Origin of the sequence: Mesorhizobium sp. B2-3-11 (assembly GCF_006442215.1) — a bacterium.
Taxonomy (GTDB): Bacteria; Pseudomonadota; Alphaproteobacteria; order Rhizobiales; family Rhizobiaceae; genus Mesorhizobium; species Mesorhizobium salmacidum.
This window is the reverse complement of sequence record NZ_VFVS01000008.1, coordinates 101,256-123,155: the sequence shown is the minus strand read 5'-3', so window position 1 is coordinate 123,155 and position 21,900 is coordinate 101,256. Positions and strand designations below refer to the sequence as shown.

At 59.4% G+C, this 21,900-nt stretch carries 22 protein-coding genes and 2 pseudogenes; 7 read left to right on the top strand and 17 right to left on the bottom strand.

The features are described 5' to 3' along the window. Positions 1-265: 265 nt before the first annotated feature. The 3 genes from FJ960_RS13505 to FJ960_RS13495 form a co-directional block, all read right to left on the bottom strand. On the bottom strand, positions 266-841 hold the full coding sequence (locus FJ960_RS13505; protein ID WP_246672781.1) for a DUF2867 domain-containing protein: 576 nt from the start codon (positions 839-841) through the stop codon (positions 266-268). Positions 842-1,404: 563 nt separating this feature from the next. Next, the gene (locus FJ960_RS13500; protein ID WP_140714518.1) at positions 1,405-1,746 is read right to left on the bottom strand and encodes a hypothetical protein; all 342 of its coding nucleotides are present in this window, start codon (positions 1,744-1,746) and stop codon (positions 1,405-1,407) included. 13 nt (positions 1,747-1,759) lie between these two features. Beyond that, a complete protein-coding gene (locus FJ960_RS13495; RefSeq protein WP_140714516.1) occupies positions 1,760-2,221 on the bottom strand; it encodes a hypothetical protein in 462 nt (153 codons plus the stop codon). A 330-nt stretch (positions 2,222-2,551) separates the two neighbouring features. Between FJ960_RS13495 and FJ960_RS13485 the strand changes: the two genes are divergently transcribed. Then, positions 2,552-2,737, top strand: a complete 186-nt coding sequence (locus tag FJ960_RS13485; protein ID WP_140714514.1) for a hypothetical protein — start codon at positions 2,552-2,554, stop codon at positions 2,735-2,737. A gap of 109 nt (positions 2,738-2,846) precedes the next feature. Then, positions 2,847-3,110, top strand: a pseudogene (locus tag FJ960_RS13480) (hypothetical protein). 11 nt (positions 3,111-3,121) lie between these two features. On the opposite strand, the gene FJ960_RS13475 reads toward FJ960_RS13480, so the two are convergent. From FJ960_RS13475 to FJ960_RS13455, 4 genes are all read right to left on the bottom strand, one after another. Continuing rightward, positions 3,122-3,715: an SOS response-associated peptidase gene (locus FJ960_RS13475; protein ID WP_140714512.1), complete on the bottom strand. Its 594-nt coding sequence runs from the start codon at positions 3,713-3,715 to the stop codon at positions 3,122-3,124. A 67-nt stretch (positions 3,716-3,782) separates the two neighbouring features. Next, on the bottom strand, positions 3,783-4,604 hold the full coding sequence (locus tag FJ960_RS13470; protein WP_140508204.1) for a Ku protein: 822 nt from the start codon (positions 4,602-4,604) through the stop codon (positions 3,783-3,785). 1,580 nt (positions 4,605-6,184) lie between these two features. Then, positions 6,185-6,490, bottom strand: coding sequence for a hypothetical protein (locus FJ960_RS13460; protein WP_140714510.1), 306 nt, complete (start codon positions 6,488-6,490; stop codon positions 6,185-6,187). A gap of 191 nt (positions 6,491-6,681) precedes the next feature. Then, on the bottom strand, positions 6,682-6,957 hold the full coding sequence (locus FJ960_RS13455) for a hypothetical protein (RefSeq protein WP_140508136.1): 276 nt from the start codon (positions 6,955-6,957) through the stop codon (positions 6,682-6,684). A 696-nt stretch (positions 6,958-7,653) separates the two neighbouring features. On the opposite strand from FJ960_RS13455, the gene FJ960_RS29860 reads away from it, so the two are divergent. After that, complete coding sequence (locus tag FJ960_RS29860) at positions 7,654-7,872, top strand: hypothetical protein (RefSeq protein WP_246672780.1); 219 nt, start codon at positions 7,654-7,656, stop codon at positions 7,870-7,872. A gap of 29 nt (positions 7,873-7,901) precedes the next feature. Here the strand turns inward: FJ960_RS29860 and FJ960_RS13440 are convergent, their stop codons facing one another. Together FJ960_RS13440 and FJ960_RS13435 are read right to left on the bottom strand one after the other, a co-directional pair. Next, entirely contained in the window at positions 7,902-8,765 is an 864-nt protein-coding gene (locus FJ960_RS13440; RefSeq protein ID WP_140714508.1) for a plasmid partitioning protein RepB C-terminal domain-containing protein, read from the bottom strand. After that, positions 8,762-10,327, bottom strand: coding sequence for a recombinase family protein (locus FJ960_RS13435; protein ID WP_140714506.1), 1,566 nt, complete (start codon positions 10,325-10,327; stop codon positions 8,762-8,764). Before FJ960_RS13435 ends, FJ960_RS13440 begins: the two co-directional genes overlap by 4 nt. A 237-nt stretch (positions 10,328-10,564) precedes the next feature. Here FJ960_RS13435 and FJ960_RS13430 point away from each other — a divergent pair, with 237 nt between their 5' ends. Both FJ960_RS13430 and FJ960_RS13425 read left to right on the top strand, forming a co-directional pair. Continuing rightward, positions 10,565-10,882, top strand: coding sequence for a YMGG-like glycine zipper-containing protein (locus FJ960_RS13430; RefSeq protein WP_140508130.1), 318 nt, complete (start codon positions 10,565-10,567; stop codon positions 10,880-10,882). Between the two features lie 112 nt (positions 10,883-10,994). Then, positions 10,995-11,159 (top strand): hypothetical protein, encoded by a 165-nt coding sequence (locus FJ960_RS13425; RefSeq protein ID WP_348642357.1) that lies wholly within the window; start codon positions 10,995-10,997, stop codon positions 11,157-11,159. 34 nt (positions 11,160-11,193) lie between these two features. Here FJ960_RS13425 and FJ960_RS13420 read toward each other — a convergent pair whose 3' ends face one another. Further along, positions 11,194-11,682 (bottom strand): thermonuclease family protein, encoded by a 489-nt coding sequence (locus FJ960_RS13420; protein WP_140714504.1) that lies wholly within the window; start codon positions 11,680-11,682, stop codon positions 11,194-11,196. A gap of 146 nt (positions 11,683-11,828) precedes the next feature. On the opposite strand from FJ960_RS13420, the pseudogene FJ960_RS13415 reads away from it, so the two are divergent. Next, a pseudogene (locus FJ960_RS13415) lies at positions 11,829-12,166 on the top strand (leucine zipper domain-containing protein); the annotation flags it as partial. Positions 12,167-12,305: 139 nt separating this feature from the next. Here the strand turns inward: FJ960_RS13415 and FJ960_RS13410 are convergent. Next, positions 12,306-13,361, bottom strand: a complete 1,056-nt coding sequence (locus FJ960_RS13410; protein ID WP_140714502.1) for an ornithine cyclodeaminase — start codon at positions 13,359-13,361, stop codon at positions 12,306-12,308. A 2-nt stretch (positions 13,362-13,363) separates the two neighbouring features. Continuing rightward, a complete protein-coding gene (gene rocF / locus FJ960_RS13405; RefSeq protein ID WP_140714500.1) occupies positions 13,364-14,296 on the bottom strand; it encodes an arginase in 933 nt (310 codons plus the stop codon). Positions 14,297-14,430: 134 nt separating this feature from the next. Here rocF and FJ960_RS13400 point away from each other — a divergent pair, with 134 nt between their 5' ends. Then, on the top strand, positions 14,431-14,871 hold the full coding sequence (locus FJ960_RS13400) for an Lrp/AsnC family transcriptional regulator (protein WP_140508126.1): 441 nt from the start codon (positions 14,431-14,433) through the stop codon (positions 14,869-14,871). A gap of 53 nt (positions 14,872-14,924) precedes the next feature. Here FJ960_RS13400 and FJ960_RS13395 read toward each other — a convergent pair whose 3' ends face one another. The 5 genes from FJ960_RS13395 to FJ960_RS13370 form a co-directional block, all read right to left on the bottom strand. Further along, a complete protein-coding gene (locus FJ960_RS13395) occupies positions 14,925-15,851 on the bottom strand; it encodes a LysR family transcriptional regulator (protein WP_181174235.1) in 927 nt (308 codons plus the stop codon). 176 nt (positions 15,852-16,027) lie between these two features. After that, a complete protein-coding gene (locus FJ960_RS29495) occupies positions 16,028-16,828 on the bottom strand; it encodes a hypothetical protein (protein ID WP_181174234.1) in 801 nt (266 codons plus the stop codon). Between the two features lie 765 nt (positions 16,829-17,593). Beyond that, a complete protein-coding gene (locus tag FJ960_RS13380) occupies positions 17,594-18,619 on the bottom strand; it encodes an ABC transporter permease (protein WP_140714496.1) in 1,026 nt (341 codons plus the stop codon). Between the two features lie 13 nt (positions 18,620-18,632). Further along, on the bottom strand, positions 18,633-20,102 hold the full coding sequence (locus FJ960_RS13375; RefSeq protein WP_140714665.1) for a sugar ABC transporter ATP-binding protein: 1,470 nt from the start codon (positions 20,100-20,102) through the stop codon (positions 18,633-18,635). A 124-nt stretch (positions 20,103-20,226) separates the two neighbouring features. Beyond that, positions 20,227-21,246 (bottom strand): sugar ABC transporter substrate-binding protein, encoded by a 1,020-nt coding sequence (locus FJ960_RS13370; protein WP_140714494.1) that lies wholly within the window; start codon positions 21,244-21,246, stop codon positions 20,227-20,229. Between the last annotated feature and the right edge of the window lie 654 nt (positions 21,247-21,900).

The following is a 21,900-nucleotide window of genomic DNA, read 5'->3' as shown; positions in this document are numbered from 1 at the left end:
TGGTTCCTTGCAAGAATAAGGAAGCGGGGGAAAACGGTAGTCCCGGGGGGTTTACAGCCGGCGCGCGCTTGGAATGCGCGTCTCACCCAGGCGGGTTCCCGCCGAGGTGCGGCGCTACGGCCCCACGCTGGAAGCCGAAGGCGGCGCCCGTGGGTCGCCGCGCGCCGCTCCACATCGTGCCACATTTGCCGTACCGTTGCCGCTTGGGAGCGGAAGGCAATGTTGTTCTCGGCCATCACAACCTAATTGAGCAACACGGCAACGACTACGCGACGCTTGAACGCAAGGCGAAGGACCTCGAGAGTCGCCATGATCCAGGCCGGCGGCGCACCACCTCACAGTTCACCCAGCCCGATCGCTCGGCTCGACGCAAAGACGACTTTACGATCAGGCGATGGAAAGGCGCAATTCCCGCAATATAGGCTTGCCCTCCCAAATGATTGAAGGTCACGACCGTTGTAGCGCCGAGTCGGCGGCACGAAGCGGACTCTTCGACCAAAACGGACAAACGGAAGTCGAGATGGCGATCGTCCTCGCCAAGAACAATCTCATGACGGCGCCGATCGTAGACCCGGAAGAAATCGATCCTGTCGGTCGAAACGTCATCGCGCAACTCAGACGATGTCTTAAGGCCAAACCCCGCAACCAATGTATCCCTTATAGCTATTAGCCAGCCAACCCACCGCGCCTGCCCCGTAAGCATATGGGCGGCGAGGCGCTCGGCATCGCCCGTCGCATTGCTCGGCAGATCGATCGCGAATGCGTCAGCGAATCCCGCCTTGGCGTAGAGCGGCTCAAGCACCGAACGTAGCGGCAAATCGACTCGAGCAACGCGCGCCATAGATGTTCCGCCCGGGAAAATGGAAGCGAAGAGATGGTGCATTTCAATAGCACGAGGGCTCTCCCTCAAACATAGCAAGGAACTTCCGCTGTTGGCCCACCGCCACATACTGCCCTGCCGCACGAACTTCGTCGCTAGAGGAGCAAAGCGGGATGTCGTCACCAGTCACATGACGCTTGGTTAATAAGTACACGGCCTAGGCTGAGGAAGTTCAACGCTTCTTTAAACCTGACCGCTGAGCAAAAATTGTCGGCGGCACGCCGCTCATCACGATGGCTAGAAGCTTCGTACTCTGGTTGCGCGAATGGCCGGAAAGCAAGGGATCGTCTGCAGACTTTGTTCGTCTTACCCAACCATCCAATTTGTACGGTAGATGTGAGCTTTCAGGAGGTCGTCCATTCGGACCTGGTGGCGGTCAGTTGCGGTCGGCTTCGATTGCTGCAACGGCAAAGGTTCGCGAAGCTTCCTGATAAACAATGTGCGCGTCGTTCGATATCTCGCGCAGAAATTCCCCGCAGGCCCTTTCAGAATTTAAGAACGACCGAGCCTAAACAACCAGATGGTTAGCTGCGTCGCTGACGTGGTGGCGCAGACAGTGTTCCTGGCCGGCGCCGATCCGGCCATTGTCCCAACAGCGGCGTTGCATCGTTCTCAATTGCCGAAGTGCCTTTTATTGGGATCAGTGACGGCTCTTCAGGCTTGCGCTTACGTCCAATTTTCAGGGCTTCGATTTCGTCATCACGCCTTGCGATCCGGCTTTCCAAGTTTGCAATGCGCTCTGTCAAAAAGTAGCGGCCAACGATGAACCCTCCGCCTCCAAAAAGAACTGCGAAAGTCATAAAGGCTATAGGGTTGGCGATCACCAGAGTCGCATTGGTCTGGAAGAAAGTGATCAGATCGTGCATTTTGAACATCCTCTCAGTTCCGGGGAAGTTTGTGGATTTCCAATCTCACCGGGCCACCTCGATCGCAGTTCGTGCAGAGAAGCGCCCGCTCAACGGTACTGAACAGCGCGGCCTTCCCGTATCGCCCGATCAGCGCGGCCGGCTTCACCTCGGCGTGATGAGAGCAAGTCTTGCACCACGCCCGCAGCTTGTGCCATTCGCGTAAGTCCCCGAGTGAGACGTCCAGACCGGCATGAATGCTTCCGTCGACAATTGCCTGTGGCGGGATCTTCACCTCCCCAGGCGTCAAGATTTTTTCCATGACATGCCGGCTGTTGTAGTGGATCAGCAGCATGCCGGGTCGACGGCGAATTGCAGCCTGCCAGGCGGCTTGGCTGACTGTCGCATCCGGGGACGTTGAAATTGTTTCGAGATGGGTCTTTTCCTCCCTGTCCCAGACTTCGATGCGGAAATTGTCCTCGGCCGTATTCGCCATCAGATGCGTCCCTGTGCCAGCCGCGAGAGAAGCCGTTGGAAACTGCCGCGCGCGACAGCGCGAGCTCACGTTCGAGTTCGGTGTTCCTGGATAGAACGTGCAGCAGTGCGACTACGCAATCGCCGCCCGCCGCAGCGATGGCCTGCTGCACCGCGGTTTCCAAATCCGACATAGCTTCGCCGCCCGGCGCGTTCTGGCGCTTTCCCATAGCCTTTCCTGCTCATATGTCTTTCAGGAATAAGGAATCTATTCCTGCCTCGTCAAGGCCGCTCTTGACTTTTTGTTCTTATTTCGTTCACTGTTGACCAGATTGGCCGCGGGAGGCGAGTGATGAGGCTTCAGCTGAAAATCAAAGGCGCTTCGCCGGAAGAGAAGCAACGCGGCATCGAAGCGGCCAAAGCTGTCCTTGCCGCAGCGGGAATATCCGCGGAAGAGGCAACGGATGGGATGTTCGCGCTCGAAAACTGGGACGATTCCAGCTTTGACGATGAGCACCCTCGAAGGACGAGGATGTAGCGGCGGCGATCTGGATGGACGCCAATAAGGCGGCAATCATAGCCTGCTGCGCTGACTGGCCAAGTGATGCGGCGCCGGAGAACTATCAATTCCTTGAGTTGATGGATTGATGTCCGACCACGGCCTGCCTTCCCAGAAAAAGCCGAAACTCATCGTTGTCGTGGCCTTCGACCGCGGTGAAGATGGCGAACTGTTCACCGCCTAGGGCCCGACTGATCAGTAAAGCGAGGAGCGCGCGATCAGGATGGCCAAGGGGCTCGCCTCGAAGCATATTGGCGTGATCGCCTGGAGCCGAGATGCCGACCCTGCACTAGGCGATTACGGTCCGCCCACAACGCTATTGGTCAGTGGCGATGTGCCAGACATGGAATAGGCGCCGCCGTGTCACGCGCTTTCGGGCCGCACAGTCTCCACCGAGAGCGCCCCGGCCGAAAGCGGCCGCAAGAGTTCGGCCTCGGGCTTCGTAAGATCGAGCCAAGCCCGCCAATTTTCAGGCTTGAGCACAACCACCTGGCGGTTGTGATATGGCGCAACGTCCGCCCCGGGATCGGTCGTGAGCATCGTGAAGGTCGGCGGCTTGTTGCCGGTGCCCTCACGCCATAAGCCGGCAATCGCCATAAACGGAGCGCCGTTGAGCGTAAACCGATGTTTGGCCTTTGGATACTTGATGCCAGTGAATTCGAAGAATGCAGACGCCGGGACCAGACACCGGTTGCTGTTTGCGAATTGCCTGCCTTCCGAGCGGAAATTGAACACCGGTCCCCCTTTCGGTCCTGATGGCGGGAACCCGAACGTCATCGATGCAAGTTCTATGACGCCGCCGCCGGCACGCATAATTGGAGCTGGGTCGTTGATGCGAATGTCGTCTGCCTGCGGCAGATCGAGTTCGGTCTGATGGTTCGGGATCTTCAACGTCAGCGAGGCCATCATCCGGCAATATTCGGCCCAGAGGACGTGCTGCTCGTAGTCATTGCACATGGGAGCCCCTTCGGCGTTCTTCCAGGAACAGAACTAAGACCTGGAGGCTTGACAAGCGCCAGCATTTCTACGCCGACTTTCGGCTCTTGGCTTTGGCGCCGCCCTTGATGCCTTCCTTGGCCAGGCTCTTGCGAAGGACCGAGGCCAGATCGACGACATTCTCTTTTGGTGCGGGCACCGGCTTGGGCGGCGCTTTGCCTTTGCGCTTGGCGTCGATCATGGCGATTAACGCGTCCTCATATGTGTCTTCGAATTTCGACGGGTCGAACTTGGTGACTTTCTTGTCGATCAACAGTTCGGCTATCTCAAGAAGGTCTTCGTCGTATTTATGGCTTTTCAAGCCCTCAAACACGGTCTTTTCCGACGTCATCTCGCTGTGAGCGCGCAATTCGGTCAGCAGCATCCCCTTCTGGAAAGGTTGGATCAGCACCTCGCGCCCGCGCTGGTAGAGCACCACGCAAGAGCGCGCAGCCACGCGCTTGTTCGCCATCGCGTCGCGAAGAACGCAAAAGGCTTCGAGGGAGGCACCGTCCGCCGGGATCAGGTAATAGGGCTTTTCCAGATATCGGGTGTCGATGTCTTCGATCGCGACAAATGAATCCACCTCGAGAGTGTGGGCCGATGTCAGCTTGAGTTTCTTGATCTCGTCAGGCTCGATATTGATGAAATGGTCCTTGTCCACCTCATAACCCTTAACCTGGTCCTGGCTCTCGACGACATCCCCGGTCTCTTCATCCACATACGCGCTTTTGACAGGCAGGCCATCTTCGCGGTTCAAAATCTTGAAGTGGATCTTGGAGGCCTCGCTGGTCGCACCGACAATCTTCACGCCGCACGAAACCGACCCGACCTTCAGGAAGCCCTTCCAAACCGCTCGGGGTGCCGCCATGACGTTGCTCCTTTTGTTGCCGCCAGTAAGAACACTCGAAGTCGTCACCCGTTCCGCCGAAGTGTCACGAGACTCCTCCATCTCGGGCGAGGTTGGCGACAGCATCGACCATGACCGCGAAAATGCTGTCAACTTCCTCCCCATCTCTGTTGCCGATATCCCTTCACGGCATTGCCGATCACGCGTTCACCGGTTCCGCCGAGATCCGGCGTGGCTTTGACCCAGGTTGAGTGATCGGAGCCCGTTCCGACCCGGCCGGCTTGGTGCTCGGAACCTTGTCTGGCACGGCATGTTGAGCATGCGGTGGTCAATTCCTCAGCTGCAGTCACCTCCGAGTCCGTCGGCCACGCGGCCGGCTTTTTCATTAGTGTTTAATGGCGGCACAGTTCACTCGGCACCGAAATTGCATCTTGCTATGAGCCCGGGTCACCCCGCCCCGGGCAGTCCCTTGGTTCATCCCTAGGGACGCCCGCCGCTGCCGTGAATGGGGCGGCGGGTTTATTGCGGCCGGCCCTGACCTACGTTGAGGAGGGATCACATCATTAAATGGACCAATTGCGTACCACCCAAATCGCGAATGCGATGGGCATAGACCACCGCTTTCCAGAACACGACAGTTTTGGACGTAGCTTCGGCCTCAATCGGTCAACCCGTCGCAACCACTCCAGCCCTCCCGCTGCCGAAAGGTGGCCGGCTTTTTCGCAGCACGGAACCTTGTCCGTCGCTGAAAATTGACCCAACGGCGACAGCGTTGCACCGGCCTGTCGCTGACCAAAGACCCGATCTCTGGTCGGCCCGCACCGCCCGGAGCGGTGCGGGCTCTTCAGCCACGCAGAGACCTGGGGAATTCCCATCGAACCTCAAGGCCAAAAAGCGCCCCGCCGAGATGTGCATTGATGGTCAGGTTCAACGGAGGATAGCGCAATGTCCATCATACTCGATGCGCTGTTGGGAGCCGATGCCTGTGGGTCACGCAAGCTGCATGCGTCGCCTTAACAGAACCCCGCTCTGGGGGTTTCTCGTGAGAGGGCGAGGGTGGGACGCAACGGCCTTCCAGACTCTGCCTCTGCCTTTGACCGGCTCCGGTTCAATCCGGCCATGTCCCGGCGTCGGCAACTCTGTTCGTGCCGAGGAGTTCCTCCATTCGGCGGTGGTGCCATCCGGAAGACCTACTTGCGTTCCCACCGCGGCAGGCAACACCCTTTCAGCAATTCCATTGGCCGCAGCAGCGCTTGCCTGAGCCCGCCCTGTGGTCAGGAATAGGAATAGGAACCCGCTCCGTGTAGCGTTCTGGAGCGGGTTCCTGCTGCCTCAATGGTGTCTTCTCAAAGCCGCGCCGAGGTCGGCGGCAATGCCTTGGTCGAGCAACAGTAATGTCTACTGGCCCGCTGATCTGGATAAGCTCCAGCGGGTATTTGACCGGCTGTGTAGCGAGCGCCGCCTAGCCAAAAAAGACAGGGAACAACGGGAATCCCTGGCTAGGGAAGTGTTCCAGGTTTTCGACGCCGGGACCACGAACGAAGCGGACCTATTGCGGGCCATTTCCAGGCGGGTGAGACGTCCCGCTTGATGGCGGCTTTCTATGTGGCCTTATCCATCCGTGGCGTCTTCCGCGTGGGCGGCTTATAGGGCGTCACCAGTCTGACGGTACCGGCATCGAGGGTGACGGAAATGCATAGGTTCACCGTCACGTGATTTTCGTCGATGTGGGTGACGCTGCCAATTAGCTCGATGTGCTGCCCCTTCTGCACCTTCGCTGTTTGATCGACAATCGGATGCGGCTGTCCATAAGAAGGGATGGAAACGCTCACGTGGTCCTCAGTTACCCGCCGCCGGACGGTTGCGGTTATCGCGACCTCATCGCCAATCTTGATGCCCTGAGCCATACGATGATTCTGGGCGGTCAACAGCTTCGTCAAGCAAGTGCTAATACTTGCATTTTGCCACCCCGGTGACACGGCTTAGAGCCGCCAAGTTATCCGGACCAAAACATTCGCGCTCCGAAGACCACGGCAACGTCGACTTGCGCCACAGCCATAACCACGACTAATTGCGATCTCGAACGGGCCGCCGCCATTTAGTTGGTCGACGATCCCTTCGCGCTATGCACCGATCGCAGTTCTTTTTCGATCTGTCGCTGGATGATCCGCGATAGCTCGATGGCCCTCTCCTCGTCACCGACCAGGCTGTTGATAAGTTCGGCGCCGACCCAGCCGTGCGCATAAATCGCTCCGTCCTGCGACAGCTTGTTCAGCAACTTGCACACGCGCCTGACGGTCTTCTCGATTTCCGGCCGGTCGCTGACGAGGTTTGTGTTCAACTCAGGCTGATGGCTTTCGTCCATGTAAAGCATGGCATGTCTCCTATAGGTACTGCTCGCCGTCCCTTTTGTGCTCAAGAGAACCAGTGTGGGTCCTGACGAGGCCTGGCAAAACCGAGCCCGGCATGCTTCGCGCAACGGGTTTGCTCGCAGATGTGGCCGAGCGCTCTGGTGCGCTCTCGCGGCGCCGGCGTCATGCCATCGGCAAGCTCGTCGGTTCGTCGCTCATGCGGGATAGATTCCACGATCCGTCTTGACGGGCAAGGAAAATGTTCCTTATTCGTTCTCACGGCACTCGGTGGCCAGCCGGCACCGCTATACGCCTCCCAAGCATGTAGGCCGGGTCGCCGTACCGTCGTGTCGATTGGAGGATAGATGCGAAAGCGCCAAAACAAGCCGACCGGCGAAGCTATGTCGGAACTGGAAATGGCGGCGCAGCATGCCGTTGCCGTTGCTGTGGCCGCGGCGACGCCGTGATCGCACTGCTGAACATTCTGGCCAGGGACGCCGAAATCGAGCGCGAGCTCGCGCTGGCGCGCGCGGCAGTTTCCAACGGCTTCTCTCGCGGCTGGCACAAGGCGCGACCCTAGATGGCAGACACGACCGGAGACAATTTCCGGATCGAATCTGGGACCGAGATGAGAAGACGCATCTCGAAACCATGTGTCGGTCTCCGGATGCCATGGTCAGCCAGCCGTTTGGCAGGCAGCCATCCGGCGCCGCCCCGGCATGCTGCTGATCCACTACAACAGTCGCCATGTCATGGAAAAGATCATCACACCAGGCCAGGTCGTGATTCCGCCGCAAACGATCATCGATGGCAGCGTTCACGCCGGCTTGGATGTTTCCCTTGGCGACCTCCGTGAGTGGCACACTTTGGGGGCCTGGTGCACAAAATGCTCGCATCATGCCATGGTAAAGCCCGAAGGGCTGAGGCGCAATGAGTAGCGGGCTGCATCTTGCCCGAAGGGGTCAACTCAAAAGACGAAATGCGTGCGCTTTAGCCCGGTTTTTACCGGTTGGCTCGTCAAAGCTTCCCCACCTGCTGGAATGTCCAGTATCGATTGGAACCTCCCGAGCTGCTCCGGGAAATCCCGCGCAAGGTGTCTGACCACCCGTGCGTTTTCCATCAGACGGTCGAGATAGAGCCTTGCCACCATCAACTCCAGCGCCCAGGTGCCACGAAGGCTTGCGCAGTACAGAAATTCTTCGTTCAGCAATTCAAACTCAGCTTCCATGGCGGCCAGCTGGTCGGCTGTCACCCCGACAAACTTCTTTCTCGGCACGAAGGGATCCGCCAACTGCGACGCCGGAGTGAGCGTTGAGAGGAGTTGCGCATAGTGGAAGCCCATTCTCTTCAGGGCGATCATGAGCCTTGCCGCTTTGAGCTGCCTTTCCGGAACCATCTTGCGCAAGGACGCGAAGACCTGTGGAGGCACATTCCAATCCTGCAAAAGATCGAGAGCCTCGGGAGAAACTCCATTGACCAGCGGCCTTGGCGCTGAACTGTCCGCGAGCAGGTTCAAAGTAGGCCCTTCGGTTAGGGCCTTCGGCACAGAGGCCAGGCTTTCGGCCGATAGCAGGCGACGGAACGATTCCTGCTTAATCGGATATCGAAACACCTCTGTGATCGTCTCCAGCAGATGCCGAGAGATACTCGCTTCGGCGATCATGTCCCGCGTTCTTTGGCATTCAGCCTGATAGGTTTTGCACAGCCATGGACCGGTGAACCATCTGTTGGGCTCGTGCATCTTTTCCAAAAGCGCTGCGTGTCTTGTGCGGTTATTTTGCAAAATGAGGTCGGCGGCTTCCAAGCCTAAAACTACGCGGCGCACCTTCATGCGGCGTTCCCTACGAATGCTCGCTCAGCCAGCGCAACGAGCGGATCTAGTGATCGGAAAAGAAACGCATCCAGCTTCATTCCATTGTTGACATGGAAATTTCCTTTAAACTCAGAGATTTCATGTGTCGGAGCGATCAGGTAATCGCGAATGATCAGATTGCCCGGCTGCATTCGGATCAAAACGAAAATATCCGCCCTGGCCTCTCGCACGGCCCTCGAAGACCAGCGGGGATAGGCAGAATGCGAAACGCGACACCGGGCGATCGCGAGCGCTAAGGTCAACTCGCCATTGATGCGGATGAGCTCCGTTACAGGGTCCTGGGAAGCTCGGCCGCCTACCTGTTCGATCGCGACCAGCAGGTGTTCCATTGCGCGATGGCGGATAGCCTTGAGGCGCCTGTCAATTTCGATGAAATGAGACTTTCTGGGCGGCAGGCAACCGATCAGCTTGTATGCACCGAGCAGACCTCCGAAATGCGCGCTATAGCGATAGCTCGAAGGGCATTCGGGCGCTGCGTTAATGATGTCATAAGACAGTTTCCCATGACGTTTGTGGAGTTTTCGTAGGGCTGCCAGCATCTCGTCATCGCTCATGTGAAGATAAAGCGATTTCAATATTTGCTGTGCTTTGTCGAACAATTGGCAACTGATGATAGGTTCAAAGGCGTTGTCCGCTCTGACCCATTGGTCCGGGGGATTGTACACAACCTTGGTTTTGAGTTTGGTGCATCGTCTATTCCAAACGTTGTTGCCGATATATTTCTCATTGGTCAGGACACGGCGCACGCCTTCGCGCTTCCAAGGCCGGCCGAAGTCATTCAGGATCCCCCGGTCATTCAGATATTTTGCGATTTGAGGTTCGTTTTTGCGTGACCGGACAAACAGGCGAAAGATCAATCGAACAGTGGCTATCTCTTCCGGTGGCCCCGGTACGATGATCACCCGGTCTGTCTGGAAATTCTTGTGTTCGTAGCGGGCGAGGATGAGTTTGGGCTGTCTGAACTGGTCAACCATCAGACGCCTTAGTCCGAGCCCCTGCATGCCGCCTACGTGGAAGCCCATGCGGGCCATCCTCACCTGGCCCAAAAAGACCCTCTGTGACAACATCCGGCTGTACTCTGCAGCCATGCTGCGCTTTATGGCCTTGAGTACATCGGATCCGACGGTGCCATCATTCGCGAATTGCTCGGCGCAAAACTCGATCCGTACACCCGCCATCTGACATCGATATTCGTAGGAAGCGCTTTCATCGACGCTTTGGAACCGGCCCCATCTGCTCACGTCGTAAACGACGACCGTCTCGTAGTCCGCGAGTCCGTGTTCAATGTCGAACAGCAGCTTCTTGAGGCCGGGCCGGCCTTCTATGTGCAACCCGCTACGGCCGGGATCTTCATAGGTGGCGACGATATCGTACGCCATGACCTCGGCATAACTGCGGATTGCATCCTTCTGATTCTCAAGGGAATAAGTCTGGTGCTCGGTGGACATTCGTACATATTGAGCCGCGCGAACCCTTCTCCTCTCCATAGGAGGTTCGCGGGCCGCAGCAACCTTGTCCATCGCCTTGCACCATCGGGACGATTGTCAATCCTAGCGGTCAGCGCATAGCAATTCCAGTCCAGTTTAATCGAATCGTCCGTCCGGCTAGCTTTCCGCTTTGGAAACCATGGCTTTCAACTACCGGCAAACCTTGTCTCACTTCGTGAGCCGGCGCGCCGCCGTTCCGCCGCAATGCAGCCGCACTCGGGCCATCGCCCCCCGCTTGTCAGTTCCCGGGGCTTCATAGGAGTTCCAGTCATGATCGTTAGAAAGGCTATTTTAGCGGTGCTGGTCACCGCGGCACTCGCGGGCTGCCAGTCGCAGACCGAAGGCCAGCAGCGCGCCACCACGGGTGCGCTATTGGGCGGCGCCGGCGGTGCTCTCGTCGGCCAGGCCATCGGCGGCAATACTAAGAGCACAGTCATCGGCGCGGCCAGCGGCGCGCTGCTTGGCGCCGTCGTCGGCTCCGCCACCACCCCGCAGCGCCGGGAGGACCAGCTCTGCCGCTACCAGGACCGTTACGGCCGCATCTACACCGCGCCTTGCGACGACCGTTACTACAACGGCAATTATTGATGAGCTTCCGACTGTGTGAGCCGGCGCGTTAACGCCGGCTCACACACACCGTCGTTCCGTTGTACGCTTTGCGGGATATGACGGTTTTGCGGCGGGCAGCAGGAGGTCGAGCATGATAAGCCTTGCCGGTGCCCTGAAAAATCGCGGCGGGCATGTAGTGAAGCGGCTGCTTCGCTACGACAACCGCAACTGGCTGAGCATCCGCCAGATCGAAGCCTTCACGGTTTTCCTCGAAGCCGCCAACCGCAAGTCGCGCGAACGCGCCCTCCCTGCTTGAGCCGGGAGGACGCGATCTCCGTCGAATGGCTGACCTAGTTGACAGTCATTTGCTTGCGCCACTTCCAAGGCCTGTCGAACGATCCTGCCCATGGGCCGTACTTGGCTTTCCTGGCGTCAGTCTCGGCCTTGTCATAGAAGCCAGCACCGTATTTCGGCCAGTCGACCGCATAGCCCTTCTTGACCACCCATTCGCCGATATCGACACCGCCTGCCGTGCAGACGGCCACCATGCGCCTGAACTGGTCGCGGTCGACCTCGACGCAGGATGTCGGGCGATGCGCCTCGAGAAAGTCCGCCAGCGCGAGAGATGCCTTTTGCCCGCAACGATATTTCTTGCCGGCGGCGTCAAGGCACAGCTGCGCGCTTTCGGGCGCGTCAATGCCGTTCAAGCGAATTCGCTGCCCGTGAATTTTGATGGTGTCGCCGTCGATGACAGAGGGGACGCCTGACAGCGGCGCGGCCGTGGCAGGCAGAGGAAGGATAAGTAGTGCAGCGGTTAAGAGGCAGGCGCCGCTAAGCAATTGCTCAGTCATCTAGTTGTGAGCTTTCCATAGATCATCCATTCGTCCCGACTGTGAAGACTGGAGTTACCAAGTCTAGATTCACCGGAGGGTCCGAATGAAGCATCCATAAGAATGCCCGTCTGACGCCGCTGCGTCGAGAGGAGATGGCGCTGTCGGCGATACAAGGCGGCCTTTCTCAAGCCCAAGCGGCGTTGGTATGCGGTGACGGCGAAGATCGTGGCGCATTGGGTCGAGCGCTATAAAGCTGAGGGCCGGGCCGGCATGGCCGACCACTCGTCGCGACCCGAGCAAATCCCCAGCGCCACCGAATCGCCGATCGTTGAGCGGATCGTGGCGCTGCGGCGCCAGCGCCTCACCGGTCAGGGTATCGCGCATGAGGTTGGCGTTCGCCAGCAACGGTGAGCCGGGTGCTTGCGCGTGCGGACTTTCGCGACTGACGGACTTGGAGCCGGCCGAGCCGGTGCTACGCTACGAGCGCGAGCCATCCCCGCCGCATGAAGTCGGTAATGAGTCGATATGAATGAAAGATCCCGCGACAGTCGTGAATGACCGCTGACTTGGAATGACCGCTGAGGTCGGCTTCCCATCGGTTGCGCCGACCCATCGAATGGCAAAATTCCTCACGCAGCGGGTTGCAGAGCCGCCCTCAGCAGCATTCCGAACAAATCGCGCGGCTCGTCGGGGTCGGCCAACAGGTCGAGTTCCTCATAGAGGCCGGTCGCCTGCAGCTGGTCGCGCACATAGCGCAGCGCCGAAAAATCCTCGATCGCGAAGCCGACTGAATCGAACAGCGTGATCTGCTTGGCGTCTCGGCGGCCTTGCGCCTTGGCGGCAATCACTTGCCAGAGCTCGGTCACCGGATGGTTTGGATCCAGCTGCTGGATCTCGCCCTCGATGCGGGTCTGTGGCGGGAACTCAACGAAAATGTCGGAGCGCAGCAGGATGTCCCTGTGCAGTTCGGTCTTGCCGGGGCAATCGCCGCCGACGGCGTTGATGTGGACGCCGGAACCGACCATGTTGTCGGTGAGAATGGTGGCGCACTGCTTGTCGGCGGTGACGGTGGTGATGATCCCCGCACCTTCGACCGCCTCCTGTCCAGTCCCACAGATGGTGATGTCAAAGCCCTTGCCAGCCAGGTTCTTCGCGCATTTTTGTGACGCGGACCGATCCAGGTCATACAGCTTCAGCGTATCGACGCCGGTCAGCGCCTTGAAGGCGATCGCCTGGAATTCCGACTGGGCGCCATTGCCGATGATGGCCATAGTGCGCGTTCCGCTCGGCGCCAGGTACTTGGCGGCGACCGCAGACGTGGCGGCGGTGCGAAGGGCGGTCAGGATGGTCATTTCGGTGAGCAGCATCGGGTAGCCGTTCCCGACGTCGGCAAGTACGCCGAAGGCGGTGACCGTCTGCAAACCCTGGCGCATGTTCTTCGGATGGCCGTTGACGTATTTGAAGCCGTAAAGGCGCCCGTCGCTTGTCGGCATCAGTTCGATAACGCCGTCATGGCTGTGCGAGGCGATCCGTGGCGTCTTGTCGAACAGGTTCCAGCGCCGGAAATCCTCCTCGATGTAGCTGGCGAGCTCGGTCAGGAAGCGCTCGACGCCGATTGCGATCACCAGCTTCATCATGCGATCGACGCTGACGAAGGGTACGACGTTCAGCTTTGCCGTGGTCATAATCAAAAGCTCCCGGAATGGCTGCGGGTCGGGCGGTCCATGATGCGGCGGCCCATCAGGCTGGCCGTCAGGTCGACCATCAGCGTCGCGGTTCGGCCACGCTCGTCCAGAAAGGGATTCAGCTCGACCAGGTCCAGGCTGGAGACGAGCCCGCTATCAGACAGCATCTCCATCACCAGATGCGCCTCGCGGAACGTCGCGCCTCCGGGAACCGTGGTGCCGACTGCCGGAGCGATCGAAGGATCGAGGAAGTCGACGTCGAGACTGACATGCAGCAGTCCGGCTTCCGCAGACACGTGCGCCAGGAAGTCCCGCAGCAGCGGCGCGATGCCATGCTCATCAATGGCGCGCATGTCGTGCACGATCACGCCTGCCTCGTTGAGGGCCCTGCGCTCCGCCGGATCGACACTTCGAAGTCCCATCGTGCAGATACGCGACGGATCGACCGCTGCCGGCAAATCCGGGAAATAACCGGCGAAGCCCTGCTGGCCGCTGGCGTAGGCGAGCGGAACACCATGCAGATTGCCGCTCGCGGTGGTGTCGAGCGTGTGGAAGTCCGGGTGAGCGTCCAGCCACAGCACGAACAGCGGGCGTCCGGTCGCGGCGGCGCGGCGGGCAAGGCCCGATACGGTTCCTGCTGAGACTGAATGATCGCCGCCGAGAAAGATCGGCATGGCATCTTCGCTCGCCGCATAGGCGGCCTCGGAAATGGCGGATGTCCACGCCGAGATTTCAGGCAGAGCCTTCAGCGCCAGGTTGCCGTGCACGACGCGTCTTACCGGGATTGCCTGGACGGCGCCCATATCCTCCACCGCATGGCCGAGGCTGGACAGCACCTCGACAAGTCCGGCGGTTCTCAGCGCGCTCGGCCCCATCTCACATCCCATTCTGCCAGCGCCGTCTTGCACCGGCGCCCCGACGATTTTGCAACGCATTGTTTTTCCCGCGGCCAAGTTCTGATAACCCGCGAGGAGATCATGGCGAGCCGGCGATATGAACGGGCAGAATTGGCAATTCGGGAACAATGTCTAATTGTAATGGCAGCAAAATTGGTCAAAATGGTAACTCGATGGATGCGCTGGACGAACGGCTCGTTACCTTGCTTCGGCATGACGCTCGGCGCAGCGTGTCGGATCTCGCCGTCGATCTCGGCGTCTCGCGCGCTACGGTCAGGGCACGTATGGAGCGGTTGGAACGGTCCGGCGACATCATCGGATACACGGTGGTGCTGCGCGCTGACGCTGTCGACCAGCGCATTCGCGGTATCATGATGATTGAGATCGAGGGGCATGCCGCCGACCGCGTGGTCCGGACGCTGGGGGGCTTCCCCGAAGTTTCGACTATCCATACCACCAATGGCCGCTGGGATCTGGTTGTCGAGCTTGGGACCGCCTCGCTGACTGATTTCGATGCGGTGCTGCGCCGCATCCGGCTCATTGCCGGGATAACAGGCAGCGAAACCAGCCTTCTCCTGGCCACACCGCGCACGACCCGAGCGCGGTTAACCTAGGTATGTCGACTTTTCGCTGCAGTCTTCATCTTCTGGATCAATGAGTCCTGACCCTAGCTGGGCGTAGCCCCCGGAATAAACCTTGCGGGCTTCGCGCGTCGCCGTCTTGGACTTCCCTCGGCCATGTTCTTGGCGAGCCCGACGAACCGGAGGACGGCACGCTTTGGATTCGATTCTAGCCACACGCCCCTGATCGAACTGACGCTGTTTTTCCCGCGAAGCGGCTTCCACAGGGCAGAATCGGTGGCGACTGTCCTGGCATAGCTCGCCGCGGCTAAAGTGACGCCTTGCCCCAGTCCCACCTGGAAGATGACTGTCGCCTGGTTCGCGCGACACGTATGAATGGCCGGCCCGCCATCGGCCGCAATGCGTTCGAGCAGGCACAGGTCCGACGGCGGCCCTTCCACCCCAACCGGGACGAGCAGAGGCATGTCCGCGAGGTCGGACCATCTGAGCACCGGCCTCTCGACAAGAGAATGACAGGACGGCAGGAGCACGAAGAGGCGCTCTTGCCAGAACACTTCGCTGCTGCAGAATTTGGAGGTGCCAATGTGATGTGTGAACATAAGGTCGAAGCGCCTGCGGCGTATTGCAGAAAGGTATTGGCCCGATGGGACATCCTCAATGGTCAGCCTTACGTCCGGGTACAGCTTGCCGAAACGCTCGATGAGGCGTTTGAGGAATTCTCCTCCTGTCACCCAGCACAGCCCAATCCTGAGTGTCTTGGCATCCTTGTTATCGCGCACACCCTCGGCGAAAGCATCGAGCAGGCCGTCGTAGTGAGCCCGCACGTTTTCGATCCAGGCGCGGCCTGTCTTCGTCAAGCGAACGCCGCGCACATCGCGCTCGAACAGCTGCATGTCGAGAAGCTGTTCGAGTTTGACGACGTTGCGGCTGACCGAGGATTCCTGGACTCTCAGGGCTCTTGCGGCCTGACGCAAGCTGCCGTGATCCATGGCCGCAAAAGCATAGGTCAGCAACTGGATGGCGTTCCCGTTCCGCGTCATGTCCCTCGAGCTTCGTGACCATCGCTGCAGGAGGCGCCTGTCCCACCGCCATGCGATCGGATCCGTATTGCGGACAGGCGGCACTCAGGCGGATCAACAGTCTCGCCTGCCCGCCTGGAGCCTCGCGCAGCTGCCACCCCATGGCTGCGTCACATCGGATTGTCCGTTATGGCGATCGTCGCTGCGTCAGATACGCTGGTCTCGTAGACATATTCATGCGGAATGGCGGGCGCTGACATCTGTGAAGCGTAGAGGTCGAGATTTTCCTTGCTGTTGCTCGCCGCAAGGCTGCAGAAATTGCCGCTGTTCCACGTCATAGTGCAGTACTTGAAATGCGCACCTACGGAGCGCGCCATCTCTGCCAGCGTCACCTCATTGTTGAGCATGGTCCCGAGGACGTCCGTCTTCTTTTTTGCGATTTCGTCCGGGGGAAAGTACCTCGCCTTGAAGCCATAATCCTTCTGGTACTCTCGACGCTGGTAGTCGCTTTCATCGGCCGCCCTGAATTTTTCGACGAAGACGAAGATGCCACCCTCCTTGAGGTGCTGGGTCACGAACTCGATCTGCTTGGGTCTGTTGGGCGAGTACATGAAAGCCCAAAGCTGGCTTTGAATATCCTTGACGAGATCGACAGGCTGGCGGCTGGCCCCTGGGGTGGCTGGCTCGCGCGCGGTACCGATTTCTTTTGGTACTATGAAAACGGAAAGCGCCTGCCGCTGCGCATGTTGGGTGGAGAACTCATCAATCTGGCGACCAGAACGAAGGTAGCTCGCTTCGCGGCTCCCGATATCATTGAGCGGCTGGCGAACCGCAGCCTTATTCCCAACCTGCTCCTTATGTTTCTGGTCCTGTCGATCCTGCCCGGCGTGCGCGCGCTCGGAGGCAGTCACCAGCCGGTCTACTATCCCCTGATGCGCTACGTCATTTGTCGGGCTAGAGACCGCAGACATGGATGCGGACCTTCGACGCGCTCTCGCGAGCGATGATGTGCCAGGAGCTTGGGGGCATCGCGTCATTGAATGCGATGAGGATCCATTCGAGTCAATCCGAAAGGGCAGCATAGGCGAAACCAGGGAGGTCATCGACCGCTTCGGCGATATGCCTTTCGCTGATGCCTGTGGAGGTCTGAGCAGTTTCGTTTCTGATCCGTCGTGGACCGAACTTTGCTCACAGCTGCGGGAGCGAGCGATTGCCCCAAGCGTCTTTTCCTAAGAGTGGGCAACGTGCCCGTGGCTGCGGTCAAAATGAGCAGCACCTGCCATCGCAAAATCGGAATGGCGCATTCTTGGCGGAAAATAGTCCGCCCGCTTTTGGTGATCCAGGTAAGACGAGCTGCCGTTAGCCGATACGCAAGCAGCACCTACTGGAACTTCTCATACCGGGGCGGCTACGATCGAAGCTCCGGCCTCCGAATGGACCATCTGCTCGTGAGCCCTTCCCTTTCGGACAAGCTCCGCAATGCCGGCGTGGACGTCGAGTTGCGCGGGTGGGACAAGCCAAGCGACCCTGCGCCAGCTTGGATCGAACTCGATTGACCACCACTAAGTCACTCACGCAGCTCCGGAACTGAAATCGCTCCTATGATCGCCCTGCTACGTCTGGCAGAGGTGCAGGCCGGCCGAAGCTCCATACCTGGGCGCAAATCCCGGCAGCTCTCGCGCCGCCGAGTGTCTGGAGGAAGTTGCACATTTAGGTGCCTTGGCAACCGCCGGTAATCAGATGCGTTGACGATCACGCAGATTCTGCACATAGACATTGATGATCAGTGCGACGAGCAGAATGATGCCGCGGATGAGGATTTTCAAAAAACTGTCGATCTGAACGTGATCGAGGCCATTGTTGAGGACGCCCAGTATGCACAGACCGATGATCGTGTTGCCGATCCCGCCACGGCCGCCAAAGAGGCTGGTGCCACCGACCACCACCGCTGCGATGGCGTCAAGCAGATAGCCGTCGAACTCGTTCTGCTGGGCGCTGCCGAAATGGGCCACACCAATCATCCCGGCGACACCGGAACAGACCGCCGAAATGACCATCACCGCGCCCAAGACCAGTTTAACGTTGACACCAGAATATTCCGCTGCTTCGCGGTTGCCACCGACCATGTAGACGTATCGGCCGAAGCGCGTGTAGGTCAAAACGATATGACCGACCAGCAGGAATACGGCCAGCACGATGATGATCCACGGAAAGCCGGCTATCGTGCCGGAACCCATCATCGTAACCAGATCGGGAACCGCATAGGCGATCTGACCGCGCACCAGAAGCGCGCAAATGCCAGCGCCGATCTGCATCATGGCAAGTGTCATGATGAACGAGGGAATTCCAATCAGCGTCGTGCCGAAGGCGTTGACCAGGCCCAGGAAGGCGCAGATGAGCAGCGCCAACCCGATCGCCGCATAGCCCGGCAGGGGGAGGTTGGGAATGTTGACGTAGGATTCCTGCATCGTGAAATAGGCAACGGCGATGCCGGTAGCATTGGCGATAGCCGCTACCGAAAGATCTATCTCGGCGCAGAGGATGACAAAAGTGAGCCCCACCGCGATGACGCCCGTGACGGAAATCTGCGTCAGCACGTTGACCCCGTTGTCGACGCTGAGGAAAGATGGGCTGGCGATGCTGAAGAACGCGAGCAGGATGATCAGCGTCGCGAAAGGCGCAATGTTGCGCATCCGGTTGCGCAGGAAGGCGCCAGCCCGCGACGGGGACCCTTTTACGGCTTCCTGAACCTGCATTGTCATTTGGCGTTCTCCCTCAAGCCGCGTCGAGCAGCCGGTCCTTGCTGATCGTCTCGCCGGCGAACTCGTGCACAATCCGGCCTTTCTTCATGACGATGATACGGTCGGCGAGCGACAGGACGGTTTCGGGCTCGGCCGAGACAACAATGACAGCAAGGCCCTGGTTGCGCAGCGCCCGTACGATCTTCACAACATCGTCTTTGGCGCCAACATCCATGCCTCGGGTCGGCTCGCTCAAGATCAGCACCTTAGGGATGTATGTCAGCCATTTCGCCAGCGCGACCTTCTGCTGGTTGCCGCCGGAAAGACTGGCGAGCAGCGCCATTACATTCGACGGACGGATATTCAGCAGTTCAACATGGCGGCTGGCGATCTCGCGCTCCGCTGCCGGCTTCAACCAGAGGCGCGAGATGCGGCCAAGCACGCTGATCGAGACATTTTTATAGACCGGTTCCTGGTAGAACAGCATGGAACGGCGGCTCTCCGGCACGAAGGCGATTCCCGCGCGGCGAGCGTGCGCCGTGTTGCGAAAACGTTTCGCCGCGCCCTCAATTGACAACGTCCCGGTGCTCGGCTTGAGCTTGCCGAACAATGTCCGCGCCAGTTCGACCTGGCCGCAGCCCATAAAACCATAGATGCCGAGAATCTCGCCGGCCCGCGCGTCAAGCGACACATCGGCGAAGGCGCGCCCCACCGCAAGACCTCGCGCCGAGAGGATTACGGGCGCCGCGGACTTGCTATTGAGTGCGATCGCGCCGGTATAACTTTCCTCCAGCTCCTCGTGACCGCTGCCGATCATACGTTCGATAACCCAGCCTTTGTCGATCAAGGCCGCGGCTTCGGTAACAACACGGCGCCCGTTGCGGAAGATGGTCACCTTATCGGAAACTGATAGGATGTCGTCGAGGAAATGGGAAATGAAGATCATGCTGCGGCCGCTCGCACGAACACCGCGAAGCACCTCGAACAGGCGATGCACCTCTGGCGGCGACAGCGCCGAGGTAGGCTCGTCTAGTATGATGATCCGCGCTCCCGAGAAGAGCACGCGGGCGAGTTCGACCAGTTGCTGGAGGCCGATCGACAATGATCCCATCGACGCGCGGGGATCGACCTCGATGCCAAGATTGGCGAGTTGTTCCCGGGCTGCGGCCATCATACCGGACCAATCGATCAGTCCCGCCTTCGTCGGCTGTTTTCCAAGAAAGACATTTTCGGCAACTGTGAGATCGGGAACGACGCTCAGTTCCTGATGCACCATGCCGATGCCCGCCGCAAGCGCATCACGGGCCGAGCGGAAATGGACCTGCTCTCCGTCGATGAACATGCGGCCGTTATATTCGGCGTGCACACCGGCGATGATCTTCATCAGGGTTGATTTGCCGGCGCCGTTTTCCCCAACGAGCCCATGGATCTCGCCGGCGCGCAACACGAAATCCACATCCTGCAGCGCCACCACGCCGCCGAAGGATTTCGATATCCCATCCATGCGAAGGCGCGGCGCGACCGCTCGCAAGGAGGCTTCAGCTTGAGCGTTCATTCTGTCCGCGTGGCGATTTTCCAGTGCTGCGCGAATGGCTGGCGGATGATCCGCCAGCCAGTTGGGACGAAGATCAGATCAGGAAATGGTCTTCCATCCATTGCATGCCGGAGGCATTCTCCTTGGTAACCACGGGACCGTCGGTTACGACGCTTTTCGGAATTCCTTCGCCTGACTTCTCGCCACCTGTCACCGCGGCGACGCCGGCTACAATGGCGCCGCCATGAATACGGCAGGACGGATTGCGCACGGTGGCGTGCATGCGCCCTTCGGCAACGGCGGCTATGGCAGGGGGCATGGCGTCGCAACCGCCGATCTTGATGTTGATACGGTTATGGGCCTTCATGACGTTGTACGCTGCAAGCGCCATGTCGTCGTTGTGGAAATAGGCCGCGTCAATCTGCGGATATTTCGTAAGATAGGTCTCCCATAGCCGCGCCACCTTGGTGACGTCCCAGTCGGCCGGCTGGTTTTCCAGAACCTCGATGTCGGGATGCTGTTTGACGATTGATTCGAAGCCCCGGTTTCGCCCTTGGGCGCCCGTGTGGCCGAGCGCGCCCTGCGTGGTGATGACCTTGCCCTTGCCGCCGATGGCGGTGATGAGCGCCTGGGTCACCGATGATCCCATGAATTCATTATCAGGCGCGAGGAAGCTGTGCACATTGATCTTGTCGAGTGGCGCAATCAGGGTGTCCATGTCGATGACAGGGATCCCGGCGTCGATCATCTTTTGCACCGGCTGCACCAGCGTGCCGATACCAAAGGCCTGGATCGCCACGAAATCCCATTTCTGGGAAGCCATGTTGTCGATCGCCGCGCGCTGCTTTACGGCATCGAGTTCCCCGTCGAACCAAGTCACCTCGACGTTGAATAATTTGCCCCAGTATTCCGCCGCTGCCTTACCTTGGGCGCACCATGTCGCCTGAAGTCCGGCGTTGGAGAACGCTGCCTTGAGCGGTTTTTCGGAACGCCCGGAGGCCGTGGCGGCGGCGCGAGCCTGGCTGATCCCGAAGCCGCCCAGAAGTGCAGCGGCACCGCCAACAGCCGCTAAGGTCAGAAGATTGCGTCGGTCATCGTCTATTTTGTTTTTCATAATTCCTCCCAGTATGGCTCATGGAAGTGCGAGCCATACGGCCATTATGGCCCCGCCGATCTTGTGGTCAAGGTTCCGAGACAACGTCGTTCGGCATCCTCACGGAATCCAGGGTTAGTGGCACTACAGCCCTGGCGCGTTCAGGAACCGACCATTCCCTAAGATCGACAAAGCAATGACCGAGGACGCAAAGACCCGCTCCAGTACGCTACACGCAGCGGGCTTCCTCCTTCTTGGAACACGGGCTCAGGCGAGGCGGTGCTCCGGGTCAGGAGACTGCACAATCTAGAGGAGGTCCCAGGCTCGACGGGTATGCAAGTAAGTCTTCCGGATAGCTCCGCCGCCGAATGGTGGCATGCCTGGTCGGCACCGCAACTCTTGTAGAGATGGCTTGTATTCATCCCGCTTCGCCATCATGGTTGGATTGCCGGGAGGAAACCGGTGTGGCCCGTTTGCACTTCCCCGAAGAAGCTAGTCCCCCCGATGCAACCGGGCCGCTGATTTGGCCAGCCTGTTGAGTCCCGACCTGCCATCGTTCCTGACGTGACTGCGGCGTGTGAAGACGCGCGCCTGCGTCGATCGATAAATCGATGCGCTGCGACCGACAGCCGCCATGATCCAATGGCCCGCACTCGCTCAAAGCCTAGCCTCGCC

What these genes read in the sequence shown, in the direction of transcription:
- FJ960_RS13470 (WP_140508204.1), bottom strand. Translation starts at nt 4,604, where the DNA reads ATGGCGGCACCCCGAGCGGTTTGGAAGGGCTTCCTGAAGGTCGGGTCG.
- FJ960_RS29495 (WP_181174234.1), bottom strand. Translation starts at nt 16,828, where the DNA reads ATGTCTGCGGTCTCTAGCCCGACAAATGACGTAGCGCATCAGGGGATA.
- FJ960_RS13495 (WP_140714516.1), bottom strand. Translation starts at nt 2,221, where the DNA reads ATGGCGAATACGGCCGAGGACAATTTCCGCATCGAAGTCTGGGACAGG.
- FJ960_RS13460 (WP_140714510.1), bottom strand. Translation starts at nt 6,490, where the DNA reads ATGGCTCAGGGCATCAAGATTGGCGATGAGGTCGCGATAACCGCAACC.
- FJ960_RS13380 (WP_140714496.1), bottom strand. Translation starts at nt 18,619, where the DNA reads ATGACAATGCAGGTTCAGGAAGCCGTAAAAGGGTCCCCGTCGCGGGCT.
- FJ960_RS13430 (WP_140508130.1), top strand. Translation starts at nt 10,565, where the DNA reads ATGATCGTTAGAAAGGCTATTTTAGCGGTGCTGGTCACCGCGGCACTC.
- FJ960_RS13500 (WP_140714518.1), bottom strand. Translation starts at nt 1,746, where the DNA reads ATGCACGATCTGATCACTTTCTTCCAGACCAATGCGACTCTGGTGATC.
- FJ960_RS13475 (WP_140714512.1), bottom strand. Translation starts at nt 3,715, where the DNA reads ATGTGCAATGACTACGAGCAGCACGTCCTCTGGGCCGAATATTGCCGG.
- FJ960_RS13400 (WP_140508126.1), top strand. Translation starts at nt 14,431, where the DNA reads ATGGATGCGCTGGACGAACGGCTCGTTACCTTGCTTCGGCATGACGCT.
- FJ960_RS13375 (WP_140714665.1), bottom strand. Translation starts at nt 20,102, where the DNA reads ATGGATGGGATATCGAAATCCTTCGGCGGCGTGGTGGCGCTGCAGGAT.
- FJ960_RS13455 (WP_140508136.1), bottom strand. Translation starts at nt 6,957, where the DNA reads ATGCTTTACATGGACGAAAGCCATCAGCCTGAGTTGAACACAAACCTC.
- FJ960_RS13485 (WP_140714514.1), top strand. Translation starts at nt 2,552, where the DNA reads ATGAGGCTTCAGCTGAAAATCAAAGGCGCTTCGCCGGAAGAGAAGCAA.
- FJ960_RS29860 (WP_246672780.1), top strand. Translation starts at nt 7,654, where the DNA reads ATGCTGCTGATCCACTACAACAGTCGCCATGTCATGGAAAAGATCATC.
- FJ960_RS13505 (WP_246672781.1), bottom strand. Translation starts at nt 841, where the DNA reads ATGGCGCGCGTTGCTCGAGTCGATTTGCCGCTACGTTCGGTGCTTGAG.
- FJ960_RS13425 (WP_348642357.1), top strand. Translation starts at nt 10,995, where the DNA reads ATGATAAGCCTTGCCGGTGCCCTGAAAAATCGCGGCGGGCATGTAGTG.
- FJ960_RS13440 (WP_140714508.1), bottom strand. Translation starts at nt 8,765, where the DNA reads ATGAAGGTGCGCCGCGTAGTTTTAGGCTTGGAAGCCGCCGACCTCATT.
- rocF (WP_140714500.1), bottom strand. Translation starts at nt 14,296, where the DNA reads ATGCGTTGCAAAATCGTCGGGGCGCCGGTGCAAGACGGCGCTGGCAGA.
- FJ960_RS13410 (WP_140714502.1), bottom strand. Translation starts at nt 13,361, where the DNA reads ATGACCACGGCAAAGCTGAACGTCGTACCCTTCGTCAGCGTCGATCGC.
- FJ960_RS13370 (WP_140714494.1), bottom strand. Translation starts at nt 21,246, where the DNA reads ATGAAAAACAAAATAGACGATGACCGACGCAATCTTCTGACCTTAGCG.
- FJ960_RS13435 (WP_140714506.1), bottom strand. Translation starts at nt 10,327, where the DNA reads ATGGACAAGGTTGCTGCGGCCCGCGAACCTCCTATGGAGAGGAGAAGG.